This is a genomic window from Rhizomicrobium electricum, assembly GCF_011762045.1.
In the GTDB taxonomy this organism is placed as follows: domain Bacteria; phylum Pseudomonadota; class Alphaproteobacteria; order Micropepsales; family Micropepsaceae; genus Rhizomicrobium; species Rhizomicrobium electricum.
Window position 1 is genome coordinate 85,822 of the sequence record NZ_JAASQS010000001.1, and the last position, 18,204, is coordinate 104,025.

The following is an 18,204-nucleotide window of genomic DNA, read 5'->3' on the forward strand; positions in this document are numbered from 1 at the left end:
GTAACAATAGTCCGCCTCCGCCAACATGGCTTCGGCGCGCCAGCGTATTCGGCGCCTTCGCGTGTACCCACACGCGTAGGCTGGTGCGGGCGGAGGGATTTGAACCCACAAGCCTTGCGGCGCTCGGACCTAAACCGAGTGCGTCTGCCAGTTCCGCCACGCCCGCGTGCGGGCCTCCCAACCGGACCCATCGACGATGCGGTCCGGCGGAAGGGCGCCGCTATAGCAGGGGATTTCCGGCGCCGCTAGGCCCGTTCGCAGCCTCAAGGGCATGCGCGACAACAACTTCCGGGGATTACCCCCATCCAGCCTCAGGCGGCGGGGGCCGGACTGGCTCCGGCGACGGGCCTGGGTGGGGCTGCCGGACGGGCGGGCGCCGCCGCGACGACCGGGGCCGCCGACGCGGCCGGTTTGGGCGGTTCGGCCGGTTTTGCCGCTTCGAAGGCCGGTTTGGCCGCAGCCGGCTTCTTTTCGAGCGGCAGGATGCGGCCGTCGATCTCGCCGCCGCGCTCGATTTCGAGTTCGCCATAACTGAAGGTGCCGCGGATGCGCCCGTTTTTGCGCAGAAACAGCCGCCCGCGCACAAGAAGAGTGCCTTCGAAGGCGCCTTCGATCTCGGCTTCCTCGATGTCCGCGGTGCCGGCGAAGGTGCCACCGGGACACAACACCAGCCGGCGCGCCTTGGCGATGCCTTCGTAAACGCCATCCACCCGCATCACCTCGCAGCCGGCAAGCTCGCCTTTCAGGCGAATGTTGGCGCCGATGTAAAGGTGAGCGGCATCCTCGGCTGGGACCGGCTTCGGGGCCGGCTTGGGCTTTTCGGCAAAATTGAACGCCTTCCTTGCCGGTGCCGCCGGATTGGGCGGCGTGAAGCCTTCGGGCATGGGCGGAATGTCGTCGAATTGCTCGGAAATGGGGTCGGCCGCTTTGACGCGCTCGAGTGGTTGGCCGCCCGTGGATTTCGACGATCCAAACATGACCCTCTCCCAACCCACTTTTTATTGCGAGTAAGTCGAAGATACACGCTGTGACGATTTTGGTAAACGATGCCCCGACGACAGGAGCTTCAAAATACCTTCTGGTACATGCCGATGTCCCACAGCCGGCCGAACTTGCGGCCCGACTCGCGCAACGTCCCTGCCAGTGCGAAACCGAATGCCTCGTGCAGTTTCACCGATGGCGCGTTCGGCAAGGTGATGACACCGATCGCGGAATGCACGTCTTCGCTGGCCAGCGCCGCGAACAGCGTCTCGAACAAACGCCGCCCGATGCCCTGCCCCGAAAGTCCCGGCTTCAGATAGATGCTGGTCTCGACCGTACTGTCGTACGCGGCTTTCTCGCGGAATTTGCCGGTGGAAGCCCAGCCGATCGCCTCGCCGTCCATCTCCGCGACAAAACACTGATGCCGCCCGGTGGGCGCAAACCCCTCCAGCCACCCCTGGCGCTGCTCCGGCGTCTTCGGCTCGAGATCGAAGGTGATCGCCGTGGTTTCAACGTAGTGGTTGTAGATCGCGGTCAACGCCCGAAGATCGGATTGCTGCGGGCGGCGGATGAGAAGGTTGGACATGAATGGCCTCCGGCTCTCAGCTATAGTGCCTGGGCATAGTGGGGCAAGGGGGGACAATGCCGCCGCGAATTCGCTGGTTCGTCTGGATCACGCTGCTCAATGTCGCGATCACCTGGGCGTGGGTTGCGATTTACCGCAACGACTTCGAATTAATCACGTACCTGAGGGCACCGGTATTTTCGCCGCCCGAAACTATCGATGCAGTCGCCACACGCGCCTATGTCGCCCTCGCCGTGGCGACAGGCATCCAGCTCGTGCTGATGACCATCATCGCCCTTCGGCAGGGCTGGGCGCGCTGGATACTGTTGCTGTGGTGCCTGGCATGCGACCTTCCCTGCCTCGGATGTCTCTATTGCTCCAACCCGCCGATCCCGTTCGAGGTATTGGTAAAGTGTATCGGCACCGCCCTGGATTTCATCGCGCTGTATCTGATCTTCAGCAAACCGGCGCGCGCGTGGTTCCGCAAACCAAAACCTCAGTCGTAGTCCGCCGCCATCGCCGGATTGAGGAAGTGCTCGTACATGCGCTGGACGTGCCAGGCCGACGTGCGGTCCCATGACAGTTCGGGCAAGTCGTCGATGGGAAACCATTTGGGATCGCCGGTTTCGAGGTTCGATTTCTCGCAGGTGCCGGTGACCTCGCAGAGGAAAAACAGCTTGTAGATGTGGAACGGATACGGGCTGGTGCCGCCGCGCTTGTCGCGGTCGTAGATGCCGCACAGCTTGGTGATCTTGACGATCAGCCCCGCCTCTTCCTCGACTTCGCGCACGCAGCTTTCGCTCGGGCCTTCGTTGGGATCGGAGAAGCCGCCGGGAAACGTCCACTTGCCGCCGTCGTTCAATTCGTCGACCAAGAGCACCTGGCCCTTGCCGTCCGCGTCGGTGCGATAGATGCAGCCGCGCACGTCGACCTTGGGCGTCGCATAGCCTTTCTGCTCGGCGAAGGCGCCTTTGACCAGATCGATCGGCTCGCCGGAGCCTTCCACCATCATGCGCGCCGCCAGATCGGCGAGATGCTCGTAGCGATCCTTTTCGTATTTGTTGGCGGCGTAGGTCAGTCCGGTTTGCGCCGCGGCCTGCAATTCGCGCGCGTACTTCAGCCAATTGGGAATCATGGGATCAAATCTCTTCGTATAGCCGCCGCAGGATCGCCGGCACTTGTTCGGGGAGGTCTTCGGCGATCAGGCCGGGGCCGAATTGGGTGGCGGCGAGCCCGTGCATCCACACCGCGGCCGAGGCCGCCAGGAACGGCTCCATGTGTTGCGCCAGAAGCCCGAGGATGAAGCCCGCCAGCACGTCGCCCGATCCGGCGGTGCCGAGATACGGCGGCGCATTGGTGTTGATCGACACGCGGCCGTCCGGCGCCGCGACGGTGGTATCGGGACCTTTCAGCAGCACGACGCAACCCGCTTGTGCCGCCGCCGTCCGCACCGCGTCGATGCGGCTGGAGGAGGATTTCAGCAAGCCGGGGAACAGGCGTTCGAACTCGCCTTCGTGCGGCGTCAGCACGCTTTTGCCGAGCGCCGAACCGAACAGCGCCTCGGTCTCGCCTGCGAACGAGGTCAGCGCATCGGCATCGAGTACGGCGGCCCGGTCGCTGTCGAGCACCGCATAGACCATGGCGCGCGTCGCTTCGCCGACGCCGACACCCGGCCCGATCGCCACGGCGTTGTAACGCTTGTCGGAGAGAAGCTGCGCCAATCCTTCGGCGCCGTCGAACGGCTTCACCATGATCGCAGTGAGATGTTTCGCATTCACGTCCACCGCCGCCCGCGGACTGGCGACACTCACGAGGCCCGCCCCGATCCGCAGCGCGCCGCGCGCCGCCAAACGGGCCGCACCGGTGGCATGCGCCGGTCCCGACACCACCACGGCATGGCCGTGGGCGTATTTGTGCGCCCTCGGATCGGGCTTGGGATACGCCCTGCCCCACAACCGCTTGCCGTTGACGAAGAGCGCCGGCTTGATCGCCTCGATGGCTTCATCGGGAATGCCGATCTGCGCCAGCGTCACCGGTCCGCAGGCGATCCGCCCCGGCATCAGCACATGCGCCGGCTTTTTGCGGAAGAACGTCACCGTCGCATCGGCCGCGACGCAAAGCCCGTCATAGGCACGGCCGAGATCGCCATGCAGGCCGCTCGGCACATCGATCGCCACGACTTGCGCCGTATGATTGTTGAGCGCCATCACCGTATCGCGGGCCACGCCTTCCAGCAGCCGCGACAGCCCGGCGCCGTAAAGCGCATCGACCACCAGTTCGGCCCCTGCCAGCGCGGCCGGGCTGAGCGGCACCGTCTCGCCGCTCCAGCGTCCCGCGTTGATCGCGGCATCGCCCTTGAGTGCGTCGCGGGCTCCGAGCAAAGCGACCGTCACCGGCCAGCCGCGCGCCTTGAGCAGACGCGCCACCACGAAGCCGTCGCCACCATTATTTCCCGGTCCGCACAGCACCACGACGGGACCCGGCTTCGGCTTGCGCCGCAGCACAAGATCGGCGACCGCACGGCCGGCCGCTTCCATCAGATTGAGGGTGGGAACGCCGTGTTCGGCGGCAAACCGGTCGGCCGCATACATCTGGGCAACGGTGATGATCTCGTGAGGAACGTCGTGCATGGTGGCCGACTATACGTCCGGCGGCCCCGTTTGTAGTGCCCAACCGGCCGCTCCGGCACCCTTTCCGGCAGAATTTGTGACTTGGTCTCAATGTTGGTGCGGGGTTTGCAGCACTACCGAAAGAGGTTGGGTGCGGAGGCGGAATAGGCGAAAATTCGGGCAGTGCGAGCCCTCATTGGTGCTTGTCCGTTGTGCACAAAGCGCAAATATTGTGCAATTCTGAAGGCACCAAACGAATCGGCCCGCCAAGCCATTGTTTCTGTTTGCTTTTGCTTAGCCGCAAGTTGGCATAACCCCTGCTATTTCCTTAACGGCGCGAACCACTGGCGCAAGGAGTCCTGAATGAAAAAGATCGAGGCCATCATCAAGCCGTTCAAGCTCGATGAGGTGAAAGAGGCGCTGCAGGAAGTCGGCGTCCAGGGTATCACGGTCACGGAAGCCAAAGGCTTTGGCCGGCAGAAGGGCCACACGGAACTCTACCGCGGCGCGGAATACGTCGTGGACTTCCTGCCGAAGGTGAAGATCGAAATCGTCATCAGCGAAGACCGTCTGCAGGCGTCGGTAGACGCCATCCAGAAGGCCGCGCGCACAGGCCGCATCGGCGACGGCAAGATCTTCATCCTCAATGTCGAGGAGGCCATCCGCATCCGCACCGGTGAAAGCGGCACGGACGCCATCTAACAACTCAAACGACGAACAAACACTCCCAACTGGAAGGGGAAGACCTGAACATGGCTACAGCGAAAGAAATCCTGGATCTCATCAAGACGAAAGAAGTGAAGTTCGTCGACCTGCGCTTCACCGACCCGCGCGGCAAGTGGCAGCACGTCACGTTCGACCTGTCGGCCGTCGATGAAGAATTCCTCAATGAAGGCACGATGTTCGACGGTTCGTCGATCGCCGGCTGGAAGGCGATCAACGAGTCCGACATGCTGTTGCTGCCGGACCTCGACACCTGCTTCATCGATCCGTTCTTCGCCCAGACCACGCTGGTCATCTCGGCCGACGTGATGGAGCCGACCACCGGCCAGCGCTATGGCCGTTGCCCGCGTTCTATCGCCAAGGCCGCCGAGGCCTATGTGAAGTCGCTGGGAATCGGCGATACCACCTACTTCGGCCCGGAAGCCGAATTCTTCATCTTCGACGACGTGCGCTACGAAGCGTCGATGAACAAGTCGTTCTATTCGATCGACTCGGTCGAAGCCTCGTGGAACATCGGCACCGAGTACGAGACCGGCAACCTCGGCCACCGTCCGGGCGTCAAGGGCGGCTACTTCCCGGTTCCGCCGATTGACTCGGCGCAGGACATCCGCGGCGAAATGCTGGCGATCATGGGCGACCTCGGCATCGATCCCGAGAAGCACCACCACGAAGTGGCTTCGGCCCAGCACGAGCTTGGCTGCAAGTTCAACACGCTGCTCAAGGCGGCCGACAACCTGCAGATCTACAAGTACGTCGTGCATCAGGTCGCGGCGGCCTACGGCAAGACGGCGACCTTCATGCCGAAGCCGATGGCGGGCGACAATGGTTCGGGCATGCACGTCCACCAGTCGATCTGGAAGGCCGGCAAGCCGCTGTTCGCCGGTTCGGGCTATGCCGATCTGTCGGATATGGCGCTCTACTACATCGGCGGCATCATCAAGCACGCCAAGGCGCTGAACGCGATCACCAACCCGCTGACCAACTCGTACAAGCGTCTGATCCCCGGCTTCGAAGCTCCGGTGCTGCTGGCCTATTCGGCCCGCAACCGTTCGGCCTCGTGCCGCATTCCGTTCGCGCCCGGCCCGAAGGGCAAGCGCGTCGAAGTGCGCTTCCCGGATGCCGGCGCCAATCCGTACCTCGCCTTCGCGGCGATGCTGATGGCCGGCCTCGACGGCATCGAGAACAAGATCCACCCCGGCGATCCCGCGGACAAGGACCTCTATCACCTGCCGCCGGCCGAGCTGAAGAAGATCCCGACCGTCTGCGGCTCGCTGCGCGATGCATTGAACGCGCTCGACGCCGACCGCGCCTTCTTGAAGAAGGGCGGCGTGTTCAACGACGACTTCATCGACGCTTACATCGAGCTGAAGATGGAAGAAGTCTACGCCTTCGAACACGCCCCGCACCCGGTCGAGTTCAAGATGTACTACTCCGTCTGACGTTCTCCTGAAGTCAGAAGTACCGAACCCCTCGGCGGCAACGCCGGGGGGTTTTGGTTTGTGGGGCACCGGCTTCTGTTCACACAATCTTGAAGACGATCTTTGGTGCGAAACGCGTGAATTCGACTGTGAGATGGACGGACCAACCAGACGGCGTGAATGCCGCATGCCGGCGCCGGCTAAGCGTTGTTAGCGTTCTACCGGAAATGAGGAAACCGATATGACCCGCACATTGGCTCTGGTCGCCTTGGCATTGACAGCCTTCACTGTGCCGTCCCTGGCTGCCCCCGCATTCACCGCCCTGCCCGGCCCGTTCGAGACCCGCAATCCGCCGGTGGTGTGGAACGCGACCGCGCCCGATGCCATCACCATGACCGCGGGTCCGAAGACCAACTGGTTCGTGTCGCCCTGGGATGCGACGGCCGACGATACCGCTCCGACGCTGCTGTTCCGCCCGCAGAAGGGCAATTTCGATCTCGAGGCCAAGATCAGCCTGACGCCGAAGTCGCGCTGGGATTCCGGCGCCCTCGCGCTCTACATCGACAAAGACAACTGGGCGAAGATCTGCTTCGAGAATTCGCTTGGCGATGGCCGGCTCTCGGTCGTGATGGTGACCAACCGCGGCGTCTCCGACGACAGCTACACCACGATGACGGCCGACGACAACACGATGCATCTGCGCGTCAGCCGCCAAGGGCCGGCCTTCGTGTTCTTCGCTTCGCATGACGGCAAGAACTGGACCATGCTGCGCGACTTCCGGCTCGACGGCGATCAGACCCAGGTACGCGCCGGCCTTCTGGCGCAATCGCCGACCGGCAGTGGTATCACGGTGACGTTCTCGGATATCCGCTACAGCACCACGCCCTGACAGGTGTCAGCCGCCTAGCAAAAGCCGCCCGAGCGCAAAGAGCATCGGAATCGAGGCGGCCATGGCCAGAACGGTGAGCGGCCCGGCCCAGGCGAACGCCCGCAGATCAAGGCGAGCCTCCCGCACGGCTTGCCGCAGCATCAGAAGCGACACCGGCAAAACGAGGGCAACCGCGGTGACGACGCCCGGAAGATAGGTTCTGAGCGCGATGGTGCCGATCAGATGCGGTACGAATACGTTGAGCGCCATGGCAAGCGCGTAACCGCAATGAATGATCGTCGCCATGCGATTGCGGCGCACCGACAGCCAGGCCAGCACCGGTGACGGCGCGGTCAACGCGATCAAGGCGAAGCGGAATTCCGTCGGACCAGCCGGATAATGAATCAGCGGCGCCGAAGCGAGAAATCCGGGAAGGAACAGTCCTTCTTCGAAGTTGTGCAGCACGAAAACCGCGACGAACAGCCAAGCCAACCGGTCGTATGAACCCAGCTTCGTCACGTCATATCGCCTCAACGCCCTCCTTCCCTATACATCGAGTCGAAGTCGCGGCCGGCCTGTGGGCACAGGCTGCGGCCGCGGTTGCCATTGCAGACATACTCCGATGCGTATCCGGTCAGCCGCAGCAGGCCGTCGCAGAGGCTTCCACTTCGCCGCCGGTCAACTGGGCGCACAGCTCGTCGATATGCTTTTCCGGCGTGGCGCGAACGCCGCGGCCGATGGCGGCGGCCGCCTTGATGCGCTCGTCGCTGATATTCAGTTCTCTGGCCTTGGCATAGTGATGCTTCAGGCACGGCTGGCAGGTTGCGGCCACGGCGGCAGCGATGGCGGCCAGTTCTTCCTCTTCGCGCGTCAAAACCGATTTCATGATGGCATTCCTTTCTTGGGCTTGGCGTTGGTTGGTTCGACGGGTTCGCATCTCAGTACGCCCCGTTCGTCCTGATAGAACCCGCACTGCACATGCAGCTTCGCGCGCAGTTGTTGCCGCGCCCGATGGGTCCGTACCTTCACCGCGGCCAGCGAGCAGTCCTGGATATCGGCGACGGCCTGTTCTCCCAGTCCTTCCAGATCGCGAAGGATGAGGCATTCCCGCAGCGGCGCAGACAGTTGCCGGATGGTGGAATGCATGCAGGCCGTCATTTCCGCTTCGTCGAGCTTATTTTCGACGGAGACGCCCGCGTCGATCAGCTCATTGCCGCAATCCGGCTCGTCGAGAGACGCCGTCAGGCTTCCCTGCCGGCCGGTCCGGCTGCGTTGATGATCGATTGCGACATTGCGGGCGATGCGGAAAATCCATGATGCACGGGCCTCGGCATCGCGAAGCCCGTCCATGCTCTTGTGCACACGGATGAAGGTTTCCTGAGCCAGATCGTGGGCCAGCGCCGCATCGTCGAGCATGCTTGTCAGGTACCGCACCACGCGGTCCCGATAGTCTCGAACGATGGCATCGAAGTCGCCGGTGTCCATGTCTGCCTCCGCGTGCAAAGACGAAATGCATCGGCGGAAGGTTACAGGAAAAATCGCGCGACGAAGCGGCGCCCGGCGAGGTTACAGCTATTCCAAATTGCATTTCCCCGAACGCCGCGGAGCGCTACCGGGTGTCTCCCGCCCTCTCCCGCACCGGCGGGCGCCGCAGCGCCTGCGGGCAGAGCGTACGGCAGCGGTTGCAGTTGCAGACGAACTGGCCGTGGGCATCGGTGCCGTAGACCAGTTCGCGGCAGCGGCGCTGGTTCAGCGTGATGCCGTCGAGCGCGCCTTGCGGGCAATTGTCGAGACAGATGCGGCAGCCCGGCGGACAGACGAAGCCCTTCGACAAGGGATCGGACGGCAGTTCGAGCGTGGTCAACACCGCGCCCAGCATCAGCCGGTTGCCGTAGTGCGGATTGTTGAGCAGCGTGTTCTTGCCGATATGACCGAGCCCGGCCAGCTCGCCGGCGTGTTTCATCGACAAGATGCCCTTGGCGGTCTTGGTTTCCTCGTTCCAATAATCCACCGGCGCGTCCGACGGCAGCGGCATCGCCTCGCCGCCGTGCCGTTCGATCTCGATGGCCGCCAGCAGCGACAGCCGGTCGAGTTCGGCAAGGCCTTCCAGCATCGCCTTCAGATAGGTGATCCGCCGCTCGCTTTTGAGCAGCGCGCGCGGCAACGCGATCCCGAACACGACCACGGCGCGGCACCCGGCCATCACGTCGTGGGGATGGAATCCCTCAGGCGCTTGGGCGAAGCGCTCCACCCCTGCCACGCCGGCGACGCTGGCTCCTTTTTTCTGCAGAAAGCCCTTGATATCGAGCGCCATGACTTGCCGGCCTCCCGCAAACCCTATAAATAATACGAACGTTCGTTTTATTTCTAGCACACCACCCGGCCGGAGGGAACCCGTCATGGACAAAGGACTGCAGACCAGAGCGCGCATCCTCGATACGGCGGTGAAACTGGCCAGCCGCAACGGCCTCGGCGGACTGACCATCGGCCGGCTGGCGGAGGTATTGTCGCTGTCGAAGGCGGGACTGTTCGCCCATTTCGGCTCGAAGGAAGCGCTGCAGCAGGCCGTGCTCGACCACGCCGGCAGCCTTTACCAGACGCGCGTCATCGCCCAGCTGCCGCCGAGCGCTTCACCGCAGGTCCGGCTGAGGCAACTGCTCAAGAAATGCATGGACTGGATCGACGATCCGGCGTTTCCGGGCGGCTGTCCGATCATGAGCGCCTGTTTCGAACTGACTCCGGAGGATGGCGAGCCCTGGAACAATCTCGTCGCCAAGCAGCGGCATTTCCAGACCCTGCTGACCGGCATGTTCCGCGCCGCCGGCGCGCCCCCTGCCGCTGCGGAGCAGGCCGCCTTCGAATTCCGCAGCATCACCCTCGGCTACCAGCATTCGAGCCGCGTGCTCGGCAATCCCAAGGCGCGCAAGCTGGCCCAACATGCGCTGGACGCCACGCTGGCGCACGCCGTGCCGGTTCCTTGACCCTACGCCGATTGTGACATTAACCCTGGGGTTTTCCGGCGAGTTGATTGATTGTAATTTGCGACTCCGCGACATCACGCAAGTCGACATCGTTGGCGCCGCGGCGCAAAAACGCAGACATCTGGCAAGCGCTTATTTCTGGTAGGGGATTTCTCTTGAGTGAAGCACATACGTCGGCACCGGCCGAAGGCAACGCAATGAGCCGCTGGGCGAGAAACCTGGTGCCGTCGGTCTGCGACGTTTCGGTCACCAACGTCTGCCAGGCGACCTGCAATTTCTGCTGCTTCGCCCATGACAAGCAGATCGTCACCGACCGCCGCTTCATCGACAAGGACAAGTTCGTCGAGGCGCTGCCGATCCTCTATCGCCGCGGCGTGCGCTACGTGAACTTCCAGGGCGGCGAGCCGCTCCTGCATCCCGGCATCATCGAGATGTGCGCCGCGATCGCCAAGAACGGCATGCGCCCGGCGATGATCTCGAACGGCTTCCTGCTGCCCGACAAGATCGAAAAGATGATCGCTGCGGGCCTTTCGACCCTGCTGTTCTCGCTCGACAGCCACGATCCCGCCGTGCACGAGAAGAACCGCGGCCTCAAGGGCGTCGTCGAGCGTTTGAAGAAATCCGTCGCCATCGCCAAGGCGGCCGGTCTGCCGACCGTCGCGGTCGTGACGGTGTCGAAGCTGGTCGATTTCGAACGCATGCCCGAGATCCTGAATTACGTCGGCTGCGATGCGGTCAGTTTCTCCTATCCGCGGCTGGAGCCGTTCGGATCGTCGTCGCTGGTGTTCAATCCCGACTCCGACCTCGTGAACTTCACCGACGCCGAGCTGGAAAAGGCGATCGACTCCATCCTGGCGCTGAAGAAGCGCTTCACGGTGATGAACCCGGTCGCCTCGCTCAACGACCTGCGCCGCTACGCCCGCCACGAGGAACAGCGCATCCCCTGCGTCGGCGGCAAGCGCTATTACTATCTCGACTGGAATCTACAGCTTTGGCGCTGCGAGAACTGGCACGAGCCGATGGGTTCGGTGCTCGATCTCGACAAGCTGCCCGATTACGAAGACCGCTGCACCTCGTGCAACCAGAACTGCTATCGCGACACCTCGGCGATGATGCATTTCGGCATTGCGGTGTCGGAAGCGCTGCAGGACGTGTCGAAGGGCCATCTCGGATCGGCCGCCGGCCGGTTCGGGCAATCGGGCCTCGGCGCCTCGTTCAAGGCGGTGATCGACGAAGCCGCCGTGATCAAGAAGCTGGCGCCGCGCAAGACCACGCCCGAGACGGTCTGATCTCCCCCTTGCGGAAAACTGCGTGCCTAGCTGCGCTCAAGGGTAGATCTGCAGCCCATAAAAGACGGTTCAAGCCGGCGGTTAATACCCATCTGACCATATTCAGATTCAGCATCGATCACCAGACTTCGGTGAAACCGCTACGCCTGTTCCTTTATCTGCACTTTGGCTCGCTTGGGCTCGGGAGAAGTGGAGCGTAGACCGTCGATATGCTCGAACAGATCACCGGCGATCTTGCTCCACATCGGGTCGAGAATGAAATCGATTCCCTCCCGCCGGGCGAGTTTTGCGGCGGGGACAAAGTCGGCATCGCCGGCGACCAGAACAACTTGATCAACTTGTTTTTTGTAAGCAACTGAAGCGATATCGACACCGATCCGCATATCGGTACCCTTCTGACGAACATCATATTCAAAATCGTCATCGGTAAGCTCCGCGAATAGCCGCTCACGCTTCAGCAGGACTGCCAGAATCGCGGGCTTCAGGCGCCAGCCGTCGTTGTCCTGAAGTCGTCCCAATCGTAATGCGACTTTGCGAAGGCATTTAAGCTCGTTATGAAAGGCCGTCCGGAACTTCGCCGCGTCAGTTTTCGAGAAATCGACCGCGGTCTTTGTGAGGGGCGTATGCGCTTTCTTTGTCAGCGGCGGGCAGTCGTAGACAAATATCCGATATAAGTCTCGCCGATCCGGCTCGCCGCGCTGCATCAGATGGTCCAAGCACATCTTGTGAAGCGTACGTGCAACCGCCGCGGGGTCGCCATGACCTAACCCCGGATAAACCGTATGACATCGTTTGAGAAAGAATCCTGCGTCGACGAAAATCGCTGTCGCCATGCTCCCCCCCGAAAGCAAAAAGCTCCCAGGATCGGCTCGTGGTTCATAATGGTCCACGAACGTACTGCTGGGAGCTGGATACGATCAGAGTATAGGTCGAGAGAATTGCGCGTTCAAGATCGCCTGAGGCGATTGAATTTGCGACGAATTCTCGAGCCGACACCTTGGCTGAACAGCTCAGCCTATCCTCACCGCACCGCCTTCTTCATCGGCGGAGCGAACTTGGTCGGGCAGGAATCGAACGGCAGGAAGCGCCCGGCTTTGGGCGTGAAGCTCTCGCGCAGCAGCGTGATGAGTTCGCGCAGGACGGCACGGAAGCGGCGTTCGGGATAGATCGGCATGACGAACCTCCGGCGTAACGCTACGCCGCAGACGCTAACCGTTCGTTAGCACTTGCGACGGTTCGCCGGCCGGCTCGGCAGCCGGCAATTCGTCCGGCAATTCGATCGCGGGCGGCGGCGGCGCCATCACCTTCTCGGGATGGAGCGACGTCCGCACTACGGCGACCAATTCTGCGAGCACCGACGGACGTTTGGGCGGAAACGGCTTTCTCCAGTGCATCGCGCCCTGCCCTTCTCTGCCGGTTTATGCGGCCTCGGAGGATTGCTTCGGCGGCTCGGCCGGCAGCACCACATAGGCGCGGCAGCCCTTGCCGTATTCGCTTTCGAGCCACGCGCGGCCGCCATGCAGTTCGGCAAGGCCACGCACCAGCGCCAGACCGAGACCGGTGCCGCCGGCTTGGCGGTCGTAACGGTTGTCGACCTGACTGAACGGCGTGAAGATCTTGTCGAGCTTTTCGCGCGGAATGCCGGGGCCGTTGTCTTCGCAGACGATCTGGAAGCCGCCGCCGTTGGCCGCGCCCGCGGTGACGGCGATCTTGCCGCCTTCGGGCGTGAACTTCACCGCGTTGGACACCAGATTGATGAGGATCTGCTTCAGGGCGCGTTCGTCGGCATAGAGCGGCGGCGCATCGGGCAGAACCGTGATGACGAGTTCCTGCTTCTTCTCGCGCGCCTTGGCGCCGATCAGCTTGAGCGCGATGTCAAACGTGCGATGGGCGTCGATCGGATGCGGCGCGATTTCCATCTTGCCGGCTTCGATCTTGGCGACGTCGAGCAGGTCGTTGATGAGGCTCAAGAGATGCGCGCCCGACGAATGGATGTCGCCGGCGTATTCCTTGTACCGCGCCGAACCGACCGGACCGAAGCACTCCTGCGCGATGATTTCCGAGAAGCCGAGAATGGCGTTCAGCGGCGTGCGCAACTCGTGGCTCATATTGGCGAGGAAGGCGGTCTTGGAGGCATTGGCTGTTTCGGCTTCGAAGCGCTTCCTCAGCGCGTCGTCGCGGGTTTCTTCGAGTTCGCGCGCAAGATCTTCGACCTGGAAACGCAGGCGCGAATCCTCGTCGAGGCGATGCATCAGGCGGCGGCCGTCGACCAGGAGCTGGGCGGCGAAGGCCGGCAGGATCAGCGCGATACCGAAATCGATCACGCTGGTCGAGAACATGAAGCGCACGCTCGACATCAGCGTCACCGGCACGATCGATGCCAGGAACATGTCCATGTGGCTCGAACGGCTGACGACCAGCATGGCGAGCACCGCCGCAGCGACGCCGCCGAGATAGATGTGGTTCATCGTCGACGACGGATCCCACAACAGCCACGGAGCAAGGCCCCAGGCGGCGCTGATGATCGCCTGCATCGCGACGATGCGCGAAAACCACGGACGGGTGCGTTCGTATTCGTTGGAGTCCGAGGTGTCGTACTGGTAAATGGACACGACGCTCGCCGACAGGATCATCGTCGCCGACACGATCACCGGCACGAACACCGCGACGTTGAAGCTGGCGTGCCCGAAGGCGCCGAAGCTGTCAGATCCCAGCCATGCGATCGCAAGCGCCCAGAACGGCGAAGAAAGCCGCGTCGAACGGACGGCCTGCGATGTAAGGTCCAACTGCGCCTTGAGCACGCGCACATCAGTGCTTCGTTGGCTGCGCAGTCGCTTGATGAACTCCACGGGTTTCCCCTTTAGCCCCGATCGTCAGGCCGGATGCTAGGGTTACTTCGGTTAAAATTTACTGAGAAAAATCGCACGTCTTCACATTGCGCGCTTTAGGTCGCGTTTAACCGTTGCTAACGGAAAGTAAACGAACGCGCTGGTGCCGTGGCCTTCCGAGCTTTCGATCCATGCGCGACCGCCATGCAGGCGCGCCAGTCCGTGTACCAGCGCAAGGCCGAGGCCGGTGCCGCCCTGGGCGTGGTCGAAGCGATTGTCGACCTGCGTGAAGGGCTTGAACAGCTGCTCGATCTTGTCGGCCGGAATGCCGGGTCCATCGTCGGTAACCGATACAAGCGTGCCGCCGTCATCCGCCACACGGCAATCGACGGCGATATGGCCGCCCTGCGGCGTGAACTTCACGGCGTTGGAAAGCAGATTGAGCATGATCTGCCGGAACGCCCGCTCGTCGGCCATGATCTCGTCGAGCGCCGGCGAGACCGAATAGCTGATCGTAAGCGCCTTTTCGCTGGCGCGGATCGCTATAATGCGTTCGACGCTTTCGAGCGCACTTTGGACATGCAGGGGGCGCGGCGCGATTTCCATCCGCCCGGCTTCGATCTTGGCGACGTCGAGGATTTCGTTGATCAAGGTCAACAGATGCGTGCCCGAGGTGTGAATATCGCCGGCATACTCGGGATAGCGCGGGTTGTTGACTCCCAGCGCCTGGCTCATGATGATTTCGGAGAAGCCGATGATGGCGTTGAGCGGCGTTCTCAGTTCGTGGCTCATGTTGGCCAGGAACGCCGTCTTCGATTTGTTGGCGAGTTCGGCCTCTTCGCGCTTTTGCACCGCTTCGTCGTGTGCGGCGGCGAGTTCCCGCGACAAATCCTCGTTGGCGAAGCGGGCCGCCAGCATGTCGTCGACCCGCTTGCGGGCGGACAAGCCGCTGAACAGCATGTAACACATCCATATCGGCAGCAGAGCGAGGAAGACGTACGCGGTGACGCCCGACGACGTCATAAACCGTGCGCACAGCGGCACGGCCAGCGACGCCAAGCCGGCAAAGAACACGCTGCGGACGGCGCATCGCGTCAGGGCCATCGCCCATAACGCCATCACCGCAATGATGACGGCGAAGCAGTTGTTGGCGGCGTTACCTTCGATCCATACCGCCCAGACGACGCCGCCCCAGGCGAGGCCGATCATCACCTGCAGGGCGACAAGAGCGCGCCGGACACGCGAGACGCTTTCGCACGAGACAGTAGGATAAAGCCGGAACGCGACGGCTGCCGACGCCGAGGCGACGCACTGGCACCCGACGGCCAGGGCCATCCGCCACGCCGGCAAATCGCCGAAATCGGACCGGCCGAACCACAATGCCGCACAGGCAATCGCCACCCCCACCGGATTGAACCAGATGGTGACGGGCAATGTCTCGATCAGCAGCCGCAGACGCGCCTGGCAGTAGCGCGCGTCCTCCCTTTTGGGAACCGGAATGACGGACAACAGATCGGGCATGGCGGCCATGTGGGCGAATGCGCCCATTGTGCAGACAAGAAATGCTATCTACCTGTAGCGGGAGACCCGTTAAAAAGTGCCTTTCGCTGTGGTTGCGAAGGTGCCAATAGGCGGGTTTTCTACTATTAGGATCGATTTCCCGATTCGGTGTGAGCTTAGCGTGTGAAGAATGGCTAAAGATCTGTTTGACAATGTGCCGTCCAAAGCTGGCCGGGAGTACACGGCCAAAGACATCGAGGTTCTGGAAGGGCTTGAGCCGGTCCGCCGGCGGCCGGGCATGTATATTGGCGGCACCGATGCCACCGCCCTGCACCATCTGGCGGCCGAAATCCTCGATAATTCCATGGACGAAGCGGTGGCCGGCCATGCCAGCCGCATCGAGATCGAGCTGAAGCCCGGCGATGTCCTGACCATCATCGACAACGGCCGCGGCATCCCGATCGACCCGCACCCCAAGTTCAAGAACAAGTCGGCGCTCGAAGTCATTATGACCACACTTCATGCGGGCGGTAAGTTCGACGGCAAGGTCTACGAGACCTCCGGCGGCCTGCATGGCGTCGGCGCCTCGGTGGTGAACGCGCTGTCGGAATGGATGGAAGTCGAAGTCTTCCGCGACAAGCACGGCCACAAAATGCGGTTCGAGCGCGGCAATCCGGTCGGCAAGCTCAAGGATACCGGCCCGGCGGCCCGCCGCGGCACCGCGACCACATTCAAGCCCGACAACAAGATTTTCCAGGCCGACATCCATTTCTCGCCGGCGCGGCTCTACCGCATGGCGAAATCGAAGGCGTACCTGTTCCGCGGCGTCGAGATCCGCTGGAAGTGCGATCCGTCGCTGATCGAAGCCGGCAAGATTCCGGCCGAAGACACCTTCCACTTCCCCGGCGGCCTCACCGACTACCTGACGGGCGAGATCGAAGGCAAAGCCACGGTCACCCCGCGCACCTTCTTCGGCCGCTCCGAGAACAACGGCAAGGGCACGCTGGAATGGGCGCTGGCGTGGGTGCCCGACCTCGAACCCTTTACCCTGAGCTACTGCAACACCATCCCGACTCCGGCCGGCGGGACCCACGAGCAGGGACTGCGCAATGCCCTGACCCGCTCCCTGCGCGCCCACGGCGAACGCAGCAACAACAAGAAAGTCGGCCAGATCACGCCGGAAGACGTGATGGCGTCGGCTTGCGCCGCGCTGTCGGTTTTCATCCGCGACCCCGAATTCCAGGGCCAGACCAAGGACAAGCTGTCCTCGCCCGACGCCCAGCGTCTGGTCGAGAACGTGGTGCGCGATCACTTCGATCACTGGCTGGCCGAAGACCCGGCCAGCGCCGACAAGCTCTTGGATTACGTCATCGATCAGGCCGAGTACCGTCTGAAGAAGCGCCAGGAGAAAGAAGTCGCCCGCAAGGCCGCGACGCGCAAACTGCGCCTGCCGGGCAAGCTCGCCGACTGCACCCGCGACGAAGCCGAAGGCACGGAAATCTTCCTGGTCGAAGGCGACTCCGCCGGCGGCTCGGCGAAGCAGGCGCGCGACCGCGCCACCCAGGCGATCCTTCCCCTTCGCGGCAAGATCCTGAACGTCGCCAGTGCGGCGGCGGGCAAGCTGGCGCAGAACCAGGAACTGGCCGATCTGATGCAGGCGCTCGGCTGCGGCACCGGCGCGAAATACAACGAAGACGCGCTGCGCTACGAACGCATCATCGTGATGACCGATGCCGACGTCGACGGCGCCCATATCGCGTCGCTGCTGCTGACCTTCTTCTATCGCGAGGCGCCGCAGCTCATCAAAAACGGCCACCTGTTCCTCGCCATGCCGCCGCTCTACCGTATCACCCACGGCGCCAAGTCGGTCTATGCCCGCGACGAGAAGCATCGCGATCAGCTCCTCAAGACCGAGTTCAAGGCCAACGCCAAGGTGGAAGTCTCCCGCTTCAAGGGTCTCGGCGAAATGATGCCGTCTCAGCTCAAGGAGACGACCATGAAGCCGGGCCTGCGGACCCTCATCAAGGTGATGACGCCCGACGACGAGAAGAAGCACACCGACACCATGGTCGAGCGCCTGATGGGCAAGAAGCCGGAATTGCGCTTCCAGTTCATCCAGGAAAATGCGCAATTCGCGGATGTGGACGTTTAACCGGCGTCCTCATCCCCGTTTACCGCTTGGCAATCGCACACCGGTAGATTGAAAGCGTACGGCATAAGGGGGAGGGCCGCGTGTCTGCCGATTGCGAAAACCTGGCGGGGTGCGGATTCTTTAAGAAGTACTTCCACGTCAACAAAGGCGCGTGCCGGAACTTCATCAAAACCTATTGCCGCGGCGAAATGCAGGACGAGTGCGAGCGCAAGGCATACCGCCGTGCCAACGGTGGGCCTCCCACCGACGACATGATGCCCAACGGCATCATCCTGCCGCAGTAACAGCCG

Annotated in this window: 21 protein-coding genes and 1 tRNA gene; 8 read left to right on the top strand and 14 right to left on the bottom strand. The window is 62.7% G+C overall.

The features are described from left to right. Positions 1–81: 81 nt before the first annotated feature. From FHS84_RS00475 to FHS84_RS00485, 3 genes are all read right to left on the bottom strand, one after another. A tRNA-Leu gene (locus FHS84_RS00475) sits at positions 82–166 on the bottom strand. Between the two features lie 145 nt (positions 167–311). Further along, positions 312–977 (bottom strand): bactofilin family protein, encoded by a 666-nt coding sequence (locus tag FHS84_RS00480; protein ID WP_166929144.1) that lies wholly within the window; start codon positions 975–977, stop codon positions 312–314. A gap of 89 nt (positions 978–1,066) precedes the next feature. Then, entirely contained in the window at positions 1,067–1,567 is a 501-nt protein-coding gene (locus FHS84_RS00485; protein ID WP_166929147.1) for a GNAT family N-acetyltransferase, read from the bottom strand. Positions 1,568–1,623: 56 nt separating this feature from the next. Between FHS84_RS00485 and FHS84_RS00490 the strand changes: the two genes are divergently transcribed. After that, positions 1,624–2,052 carry a hypothetical protein gene (locus FHS84_RS00490; protein WP_166929150.1) on the top strand — a complete coding sequence of 143 codons (429 nt, stop codon included), beginning with the start codon at positions 1,624–1,626 and terminating at the stop codon, positions 2,050–2,052. On the opposite strand, the gene FHS84_RS00495 is transcribed toward FHS84_RS00490, so the two are convergent. Both FHS84_RS00495 and FHS84_RS00500 read right to left on the bottom strand, forming a co-directional pair. Next, on the bottom strand, positions 2,043–2,681 hold the full coding sequence (locus FHS84_RS00495; protein ID WP_166929152.1) for an NUDIX hydrolase: 639 nt from the start codon (positions 2,679–2,681) through the stop codon (positions 2,043–2,045). The two genes, FHS84_RS00490 and FHS84_RS00495, sit on opposite strands and share 10 nt — an antisense overlap. A gap of 4 nt (positions 2,682–2,685) precedes the next feature. Continuing rightward, entirely contained in the window at positions 2,686–4,176 is a 1,491-nt protein-coding gene (locus tag FHS84_RS00500) for an NAD(P)H-hydrate dehydratase (RefSeq protein ID WP_166929154.1), read from the bottom strand. 342 nt (positions 4,177–4,518) lie between these two features. On the opposite strand from FHS84_RS00500, the gene FHS84_RS00505 reads away from it, so the two are divergent. From FHS84_RS00505 to FHS84_RS00515, 3 genes are all read left to right on the top strand, one after another. Beyond that, positions 4,519–4,857 (top strand): P-II family nitrogen regulator, encoded by a 339-nt coding sequence (locus FHS84_RS00505; RefSeq protein WP_166929156.1) that lies wholly within the window; start codon positions 4,519–4,521, stop codon positions 4,855–4,857. 50 nt (positions 4,858–4,907) lie between these two features. After that, on the top strand, positions 4,908–6,317 hold the full coding sequence (glnA, locus tag FHS84_RS00510; RefSeq protein WP_166929158.1) for a type I glutamate--ammonia ligase: 1,410 nt from the start codon (positions 4,908–4,910) through the stop codon (positions 6,315–6,317). A gap of 220 nt (positions 6,318–6,537) precedes the next feature. Beyond that, on the top strand, positions 6,538–7,185 hold the full coding sequence (locus tag FHS84_RS00515) for a DUF1349 domain-containing protein (protein ID WP_166929160.1): 648 nt from the start codon (positions 6,538–6,540) through the stop codon (positions 7,183–7,185). A gap of 6 nt (positions 7,186–7,191) precedes the next feature. Here FHS84_RS00515 and FHS84_RS00520 read toward each other — a convergent pair whose 3' ends face one another. From FHS84_RS00520 to FHS84_RS00535, 4 genes are all read right to left on the bottom strand, one after another. Then, entirely contained in the window at positions 7,192–7,683 is a 492-nt protein-coding gene (locus tag FHS84_RS00520) for an HXXEE domain-containing protein (RefSeq protein ID WP_166929162.1), read from the bottom strand. Positions 7,684–7,798: 115 nt separating this feature from the next. After that, positions 7,799–8,050: a carboxymuconolactone decarboxylase family protein gene (locus FHS84_RS00525; protein ID WP_166929164.1), complete on the bottom strand. Its 252-nt coding sequence runs from the start codon at positions 8,048–8,050 to the stop codon at positions 7,799–7,801. Continuing rightward, positions 8,047–8,649, bottom strand: a complete 603-nt coding sequence (locus tag FHS84_RS00530; RefSeq protein WP_166929166.1) for an RNA polymerase sigma factor — start codon at positions 8,647–8,649, stop codon at positions 8,047–8,049. Before FHS84_RS00530 ends, FHS84_RS00525 begins: the two co-directional genes overlap by 4 nt. Before the next feature lie 124 nt (positions 8,650–8,773). After that, positions 8,774–9,478 (bottom strand): epoxyqueuosine reductase, encoded by a 705-nt coding sequence (locus FHS84_RS00535; protein WP_166929169.1) that lies wholly within the window; start codon positions 9,476–9,478, stop codon positions 8,774–8,776. A gap of 85 nt (positions 9,479–9,563) precedes the next feature. Between FHS84_RS00535 and FHS84_RS00540 the strand changes: the two genes are divergently transcribed. Beyond that, positions 9,564–10,145 (top strand): TetR/AcrR family transcriptional regulator, encoded by a 582-nt coding sequence (locus tag FHS84_RS00540; protein WP_166929173.1) that lies wholly within the window; start codon positions 9,564–9,566, stop codon positions 10,143–10,145. A 155-nt stretch (positions 10,146–10,300) separates the two neighbouring features. Next, a complete protein-coding gene (locus FHS84_RS00545) occupies positions 10,301–11,434 on the top strand; it encodes a radical SAM protein (RefSeq protein WP_166929176.1) in 1,134 nt (377 codons plus the stop codon). 140 nt (positions 11,435–11,574) lie between these two features. Here FHS84_RS00545 and FHS84_RS00550 read toward each other — a convergent pair whose 3' ends face one another. From FHS84_RS00550 to FHS84_RS00570, 5 genes are all read right to left on the bottom strand, one after another. Further along, complete coding sequence (locus tag FHS84_RS00550) at positions 11,575–12,267, bottom strand: NYN domain-containing protein (RefSeq protein ID WP_166929180.1); 693 nt, start codon at positions 12,265–12,267, stop codon at positions 11,575–11,577. Between the two features lie 188 nt (positions 12,268–12,455). Then, entirely contained in the window at positions 12,456–12,608 is a 153-nt protein-coding gene (locus tag FHS84_RS00555; RefSeq protein ID WP_166929182.1) for a hypothetical protein, read from the bottom strand. A 34-nt stretch (positions 12,609–12,642) separates the two neighbouring features. Further along, complete coding sequence (locus FHS84_RS00560; RefSeq protein ID WP_166929183.1) at positions 12,643–12,828, bottom strand: hypothetical protein; 186 nt, start codon at positions 12,826–12,828, stop codon at positions 12,643–12,645. A 24-nt stretch (positions 12,829–12,852) separates the two neighbouring features. Beyond that, positions 12,853–14,283 carry an ATP-binding protein gene (locus FHS84_RS22130; RefSeq protein WP_166929185.1) on the bottom strand — a complete coding sequence of 477 codons (1,431 nt, stop codon included), beginning with the start codon at positions 14,281–14,283 and terminating at the stop codon, positions 12,853–12,855. Positions 14,284–14,364: 81 nt separating this feature from the next. Then, positions 14,365–15,810: a sensor histidine kinase gene (locus FHS84_RS00570; RefSeq protein WP_166929187.1), complete on the bottom strand. Its 1,446-nt coding sequence runs from the start codon at positions 15,808–15,810 to the stop codon at positions 14,365–14,367. 142 nt (positions 15,811–15,952) lie between these two features. On the opposite strand from FHS84_RS00570, the gene parE reads away from it, so the two are divergent. Beyond that, positions 15,953–17,914 carry a DNA topoisomerase IV subunit B gene (gene parE, locus FHS84_RS00575; protein WP_166929189.1) on the top strand — a complete coding sequence of 654 codons (1,962 nt, stop codon included), beginning with the start codon at positions 15,953–15,955 and terminating at the stop codon, positions 17,912–17,914. An 80-nt stretch (positions 17,915–17,994) separates the two neighbouring features. Continuing rightward, a complete protein-coding gene (locus FHS84_RS00580; protein WP_166929192.1) occupies positions 17,995–18,198 on the top strand; it encodes a hypothetical protein in 204 nt (67 codons plus the stop codon). Positions 18,199–18,204: the final 6 nt, after the last annotated feature.

What these genes read in the sequence shown, in the direction of transcription:
- FHS84_RS00480 (WP_166929144.1), bottom strand. Translation starts at nt 977, where the DNA reads ATGTTTGGATCGTCGAAATCCACGGGCGGCCAACCACTCGAGCGCGTC.
- FHS84_RS00485 (WP_166929147.1), bottom strand. Translation starts at nt 1,567, where the DNA reads ATGTCCAACCTTCTCATCCGCCGCCCGCAGCAATCCGATCTTCGGGCG.
- FHS84_RS00490 (WP_166929150.1), top strand. Translation starts at nt 1,624, where the DNA reads ATGCCGCCGCGAATTCGCTGGTTCGTCTGGATCACGCTGCTCAATGTC.
- FHS84_RS00495 (WP_166929152.1), bottom strand. Translation starts at nt 2,681, where the DNA reads ATGATTCCCAATTGGCTGAAGTACGCGCGCGAATTGCAGGCCGCGGCG.
- FHS84_RS00500 (WP_166929154.1), bottom strand. Translation starts at nt 4,176, where the DNA reads ATGCACGACGTTCCTCACGAGATCATCACCGTTGCCCAGATGTATGCG.
- FHS84_RS00505 (WP_166929156.1), top strand. Translation starts at nt 4,519, where the DNA reads ATGAAAAAGATCGAGGCCATCATCAAGCCGTTCAAGCTCGATGAGGTG.
- glnA (WP_166929158.1), top strand. Translation starts at nt 4,908, where the DNA reads ATGGCTACAGCGAAAGAAATCCTGGATCTCATCAAGACGAAAGAAGTG.
- FHS84_RS00515 (WP_166929160.1), top strand. Translation starts at nt 6,538, where the DNA reads ATGACCCGCACATTGGCTCTGGTCGCCTTGGCATTGACAGCCTTCACT.
- FHS84_RS00525 (WP_166929164.1), bottom strand. Translation starts at nt 8,050, where the DNA reads ATGAAATCGGTTTTGACGCGCGAAGAGGAAGAACTGGCCGCCATCGCT.
- FHS84_RS00530 (WP_166929166.1), bottom strand. Translation starts at nt 8,649, where the DNA reads ATGGACACCGGCGACTTCGATGCCATCGTTCGAGACTATCGGGACCGC.
- FHS84_RS00535 (WP_166929169.1), bottom strand. Translation starts at nt 9,478, where the DNA reads ATGGCGCTCGATATCAAGGGCTTTCTGCAGAAAAAAGGAGCCAGCGTC.
- FHS84_RS00540 (WP_166929173.1), top strand. Translation starts at nt 9,564, where the DNA reads ATGGACAAAGGACTGCAGACCAGAGCGCGCATCCTCGATACGGCGGTG.
- FHS84_RS00550 (WP_166929180.1), bottom strand. Translation starts at nt 12,267, where the DNA reads ATGGCGACAGCGATTTTCGTCGACGCAGGATTCTTTCTCAAACGATGT.
- FHS84_RS00555 (WP_166929182.1), bottom strand. Translation starts at nt 12,608, where the DNA reads ATGCCGATCTATCCCGAACGCCGCTTCCGTGCCGTCCTGCGCGAACTC.
- FHS84_RS00560 (WP_166929183.1), bottom strand. Translation starts at nt 12,828, where the DNA reads ATGCACTGGAGAAAGCCGTTTCCGCCCAAACGTCCGTCGGTGCTCGCA.
- FHS84_RS00570 (WP_166929187.1), bottom strand. Translation starts at nt 15,810, where the DNA reads ATGGGCGCATTCGCCCACATGGCCGCCATGCCCGATCTGTTGTCCGTC.
- parE (WP_166929189.1), top strand. Translation starts at nt 15,953, where the DNA reads ATGGCTAAAGATCTGTTTGACAATGTGCCGTCCAAAGCTGGCCGGGAG.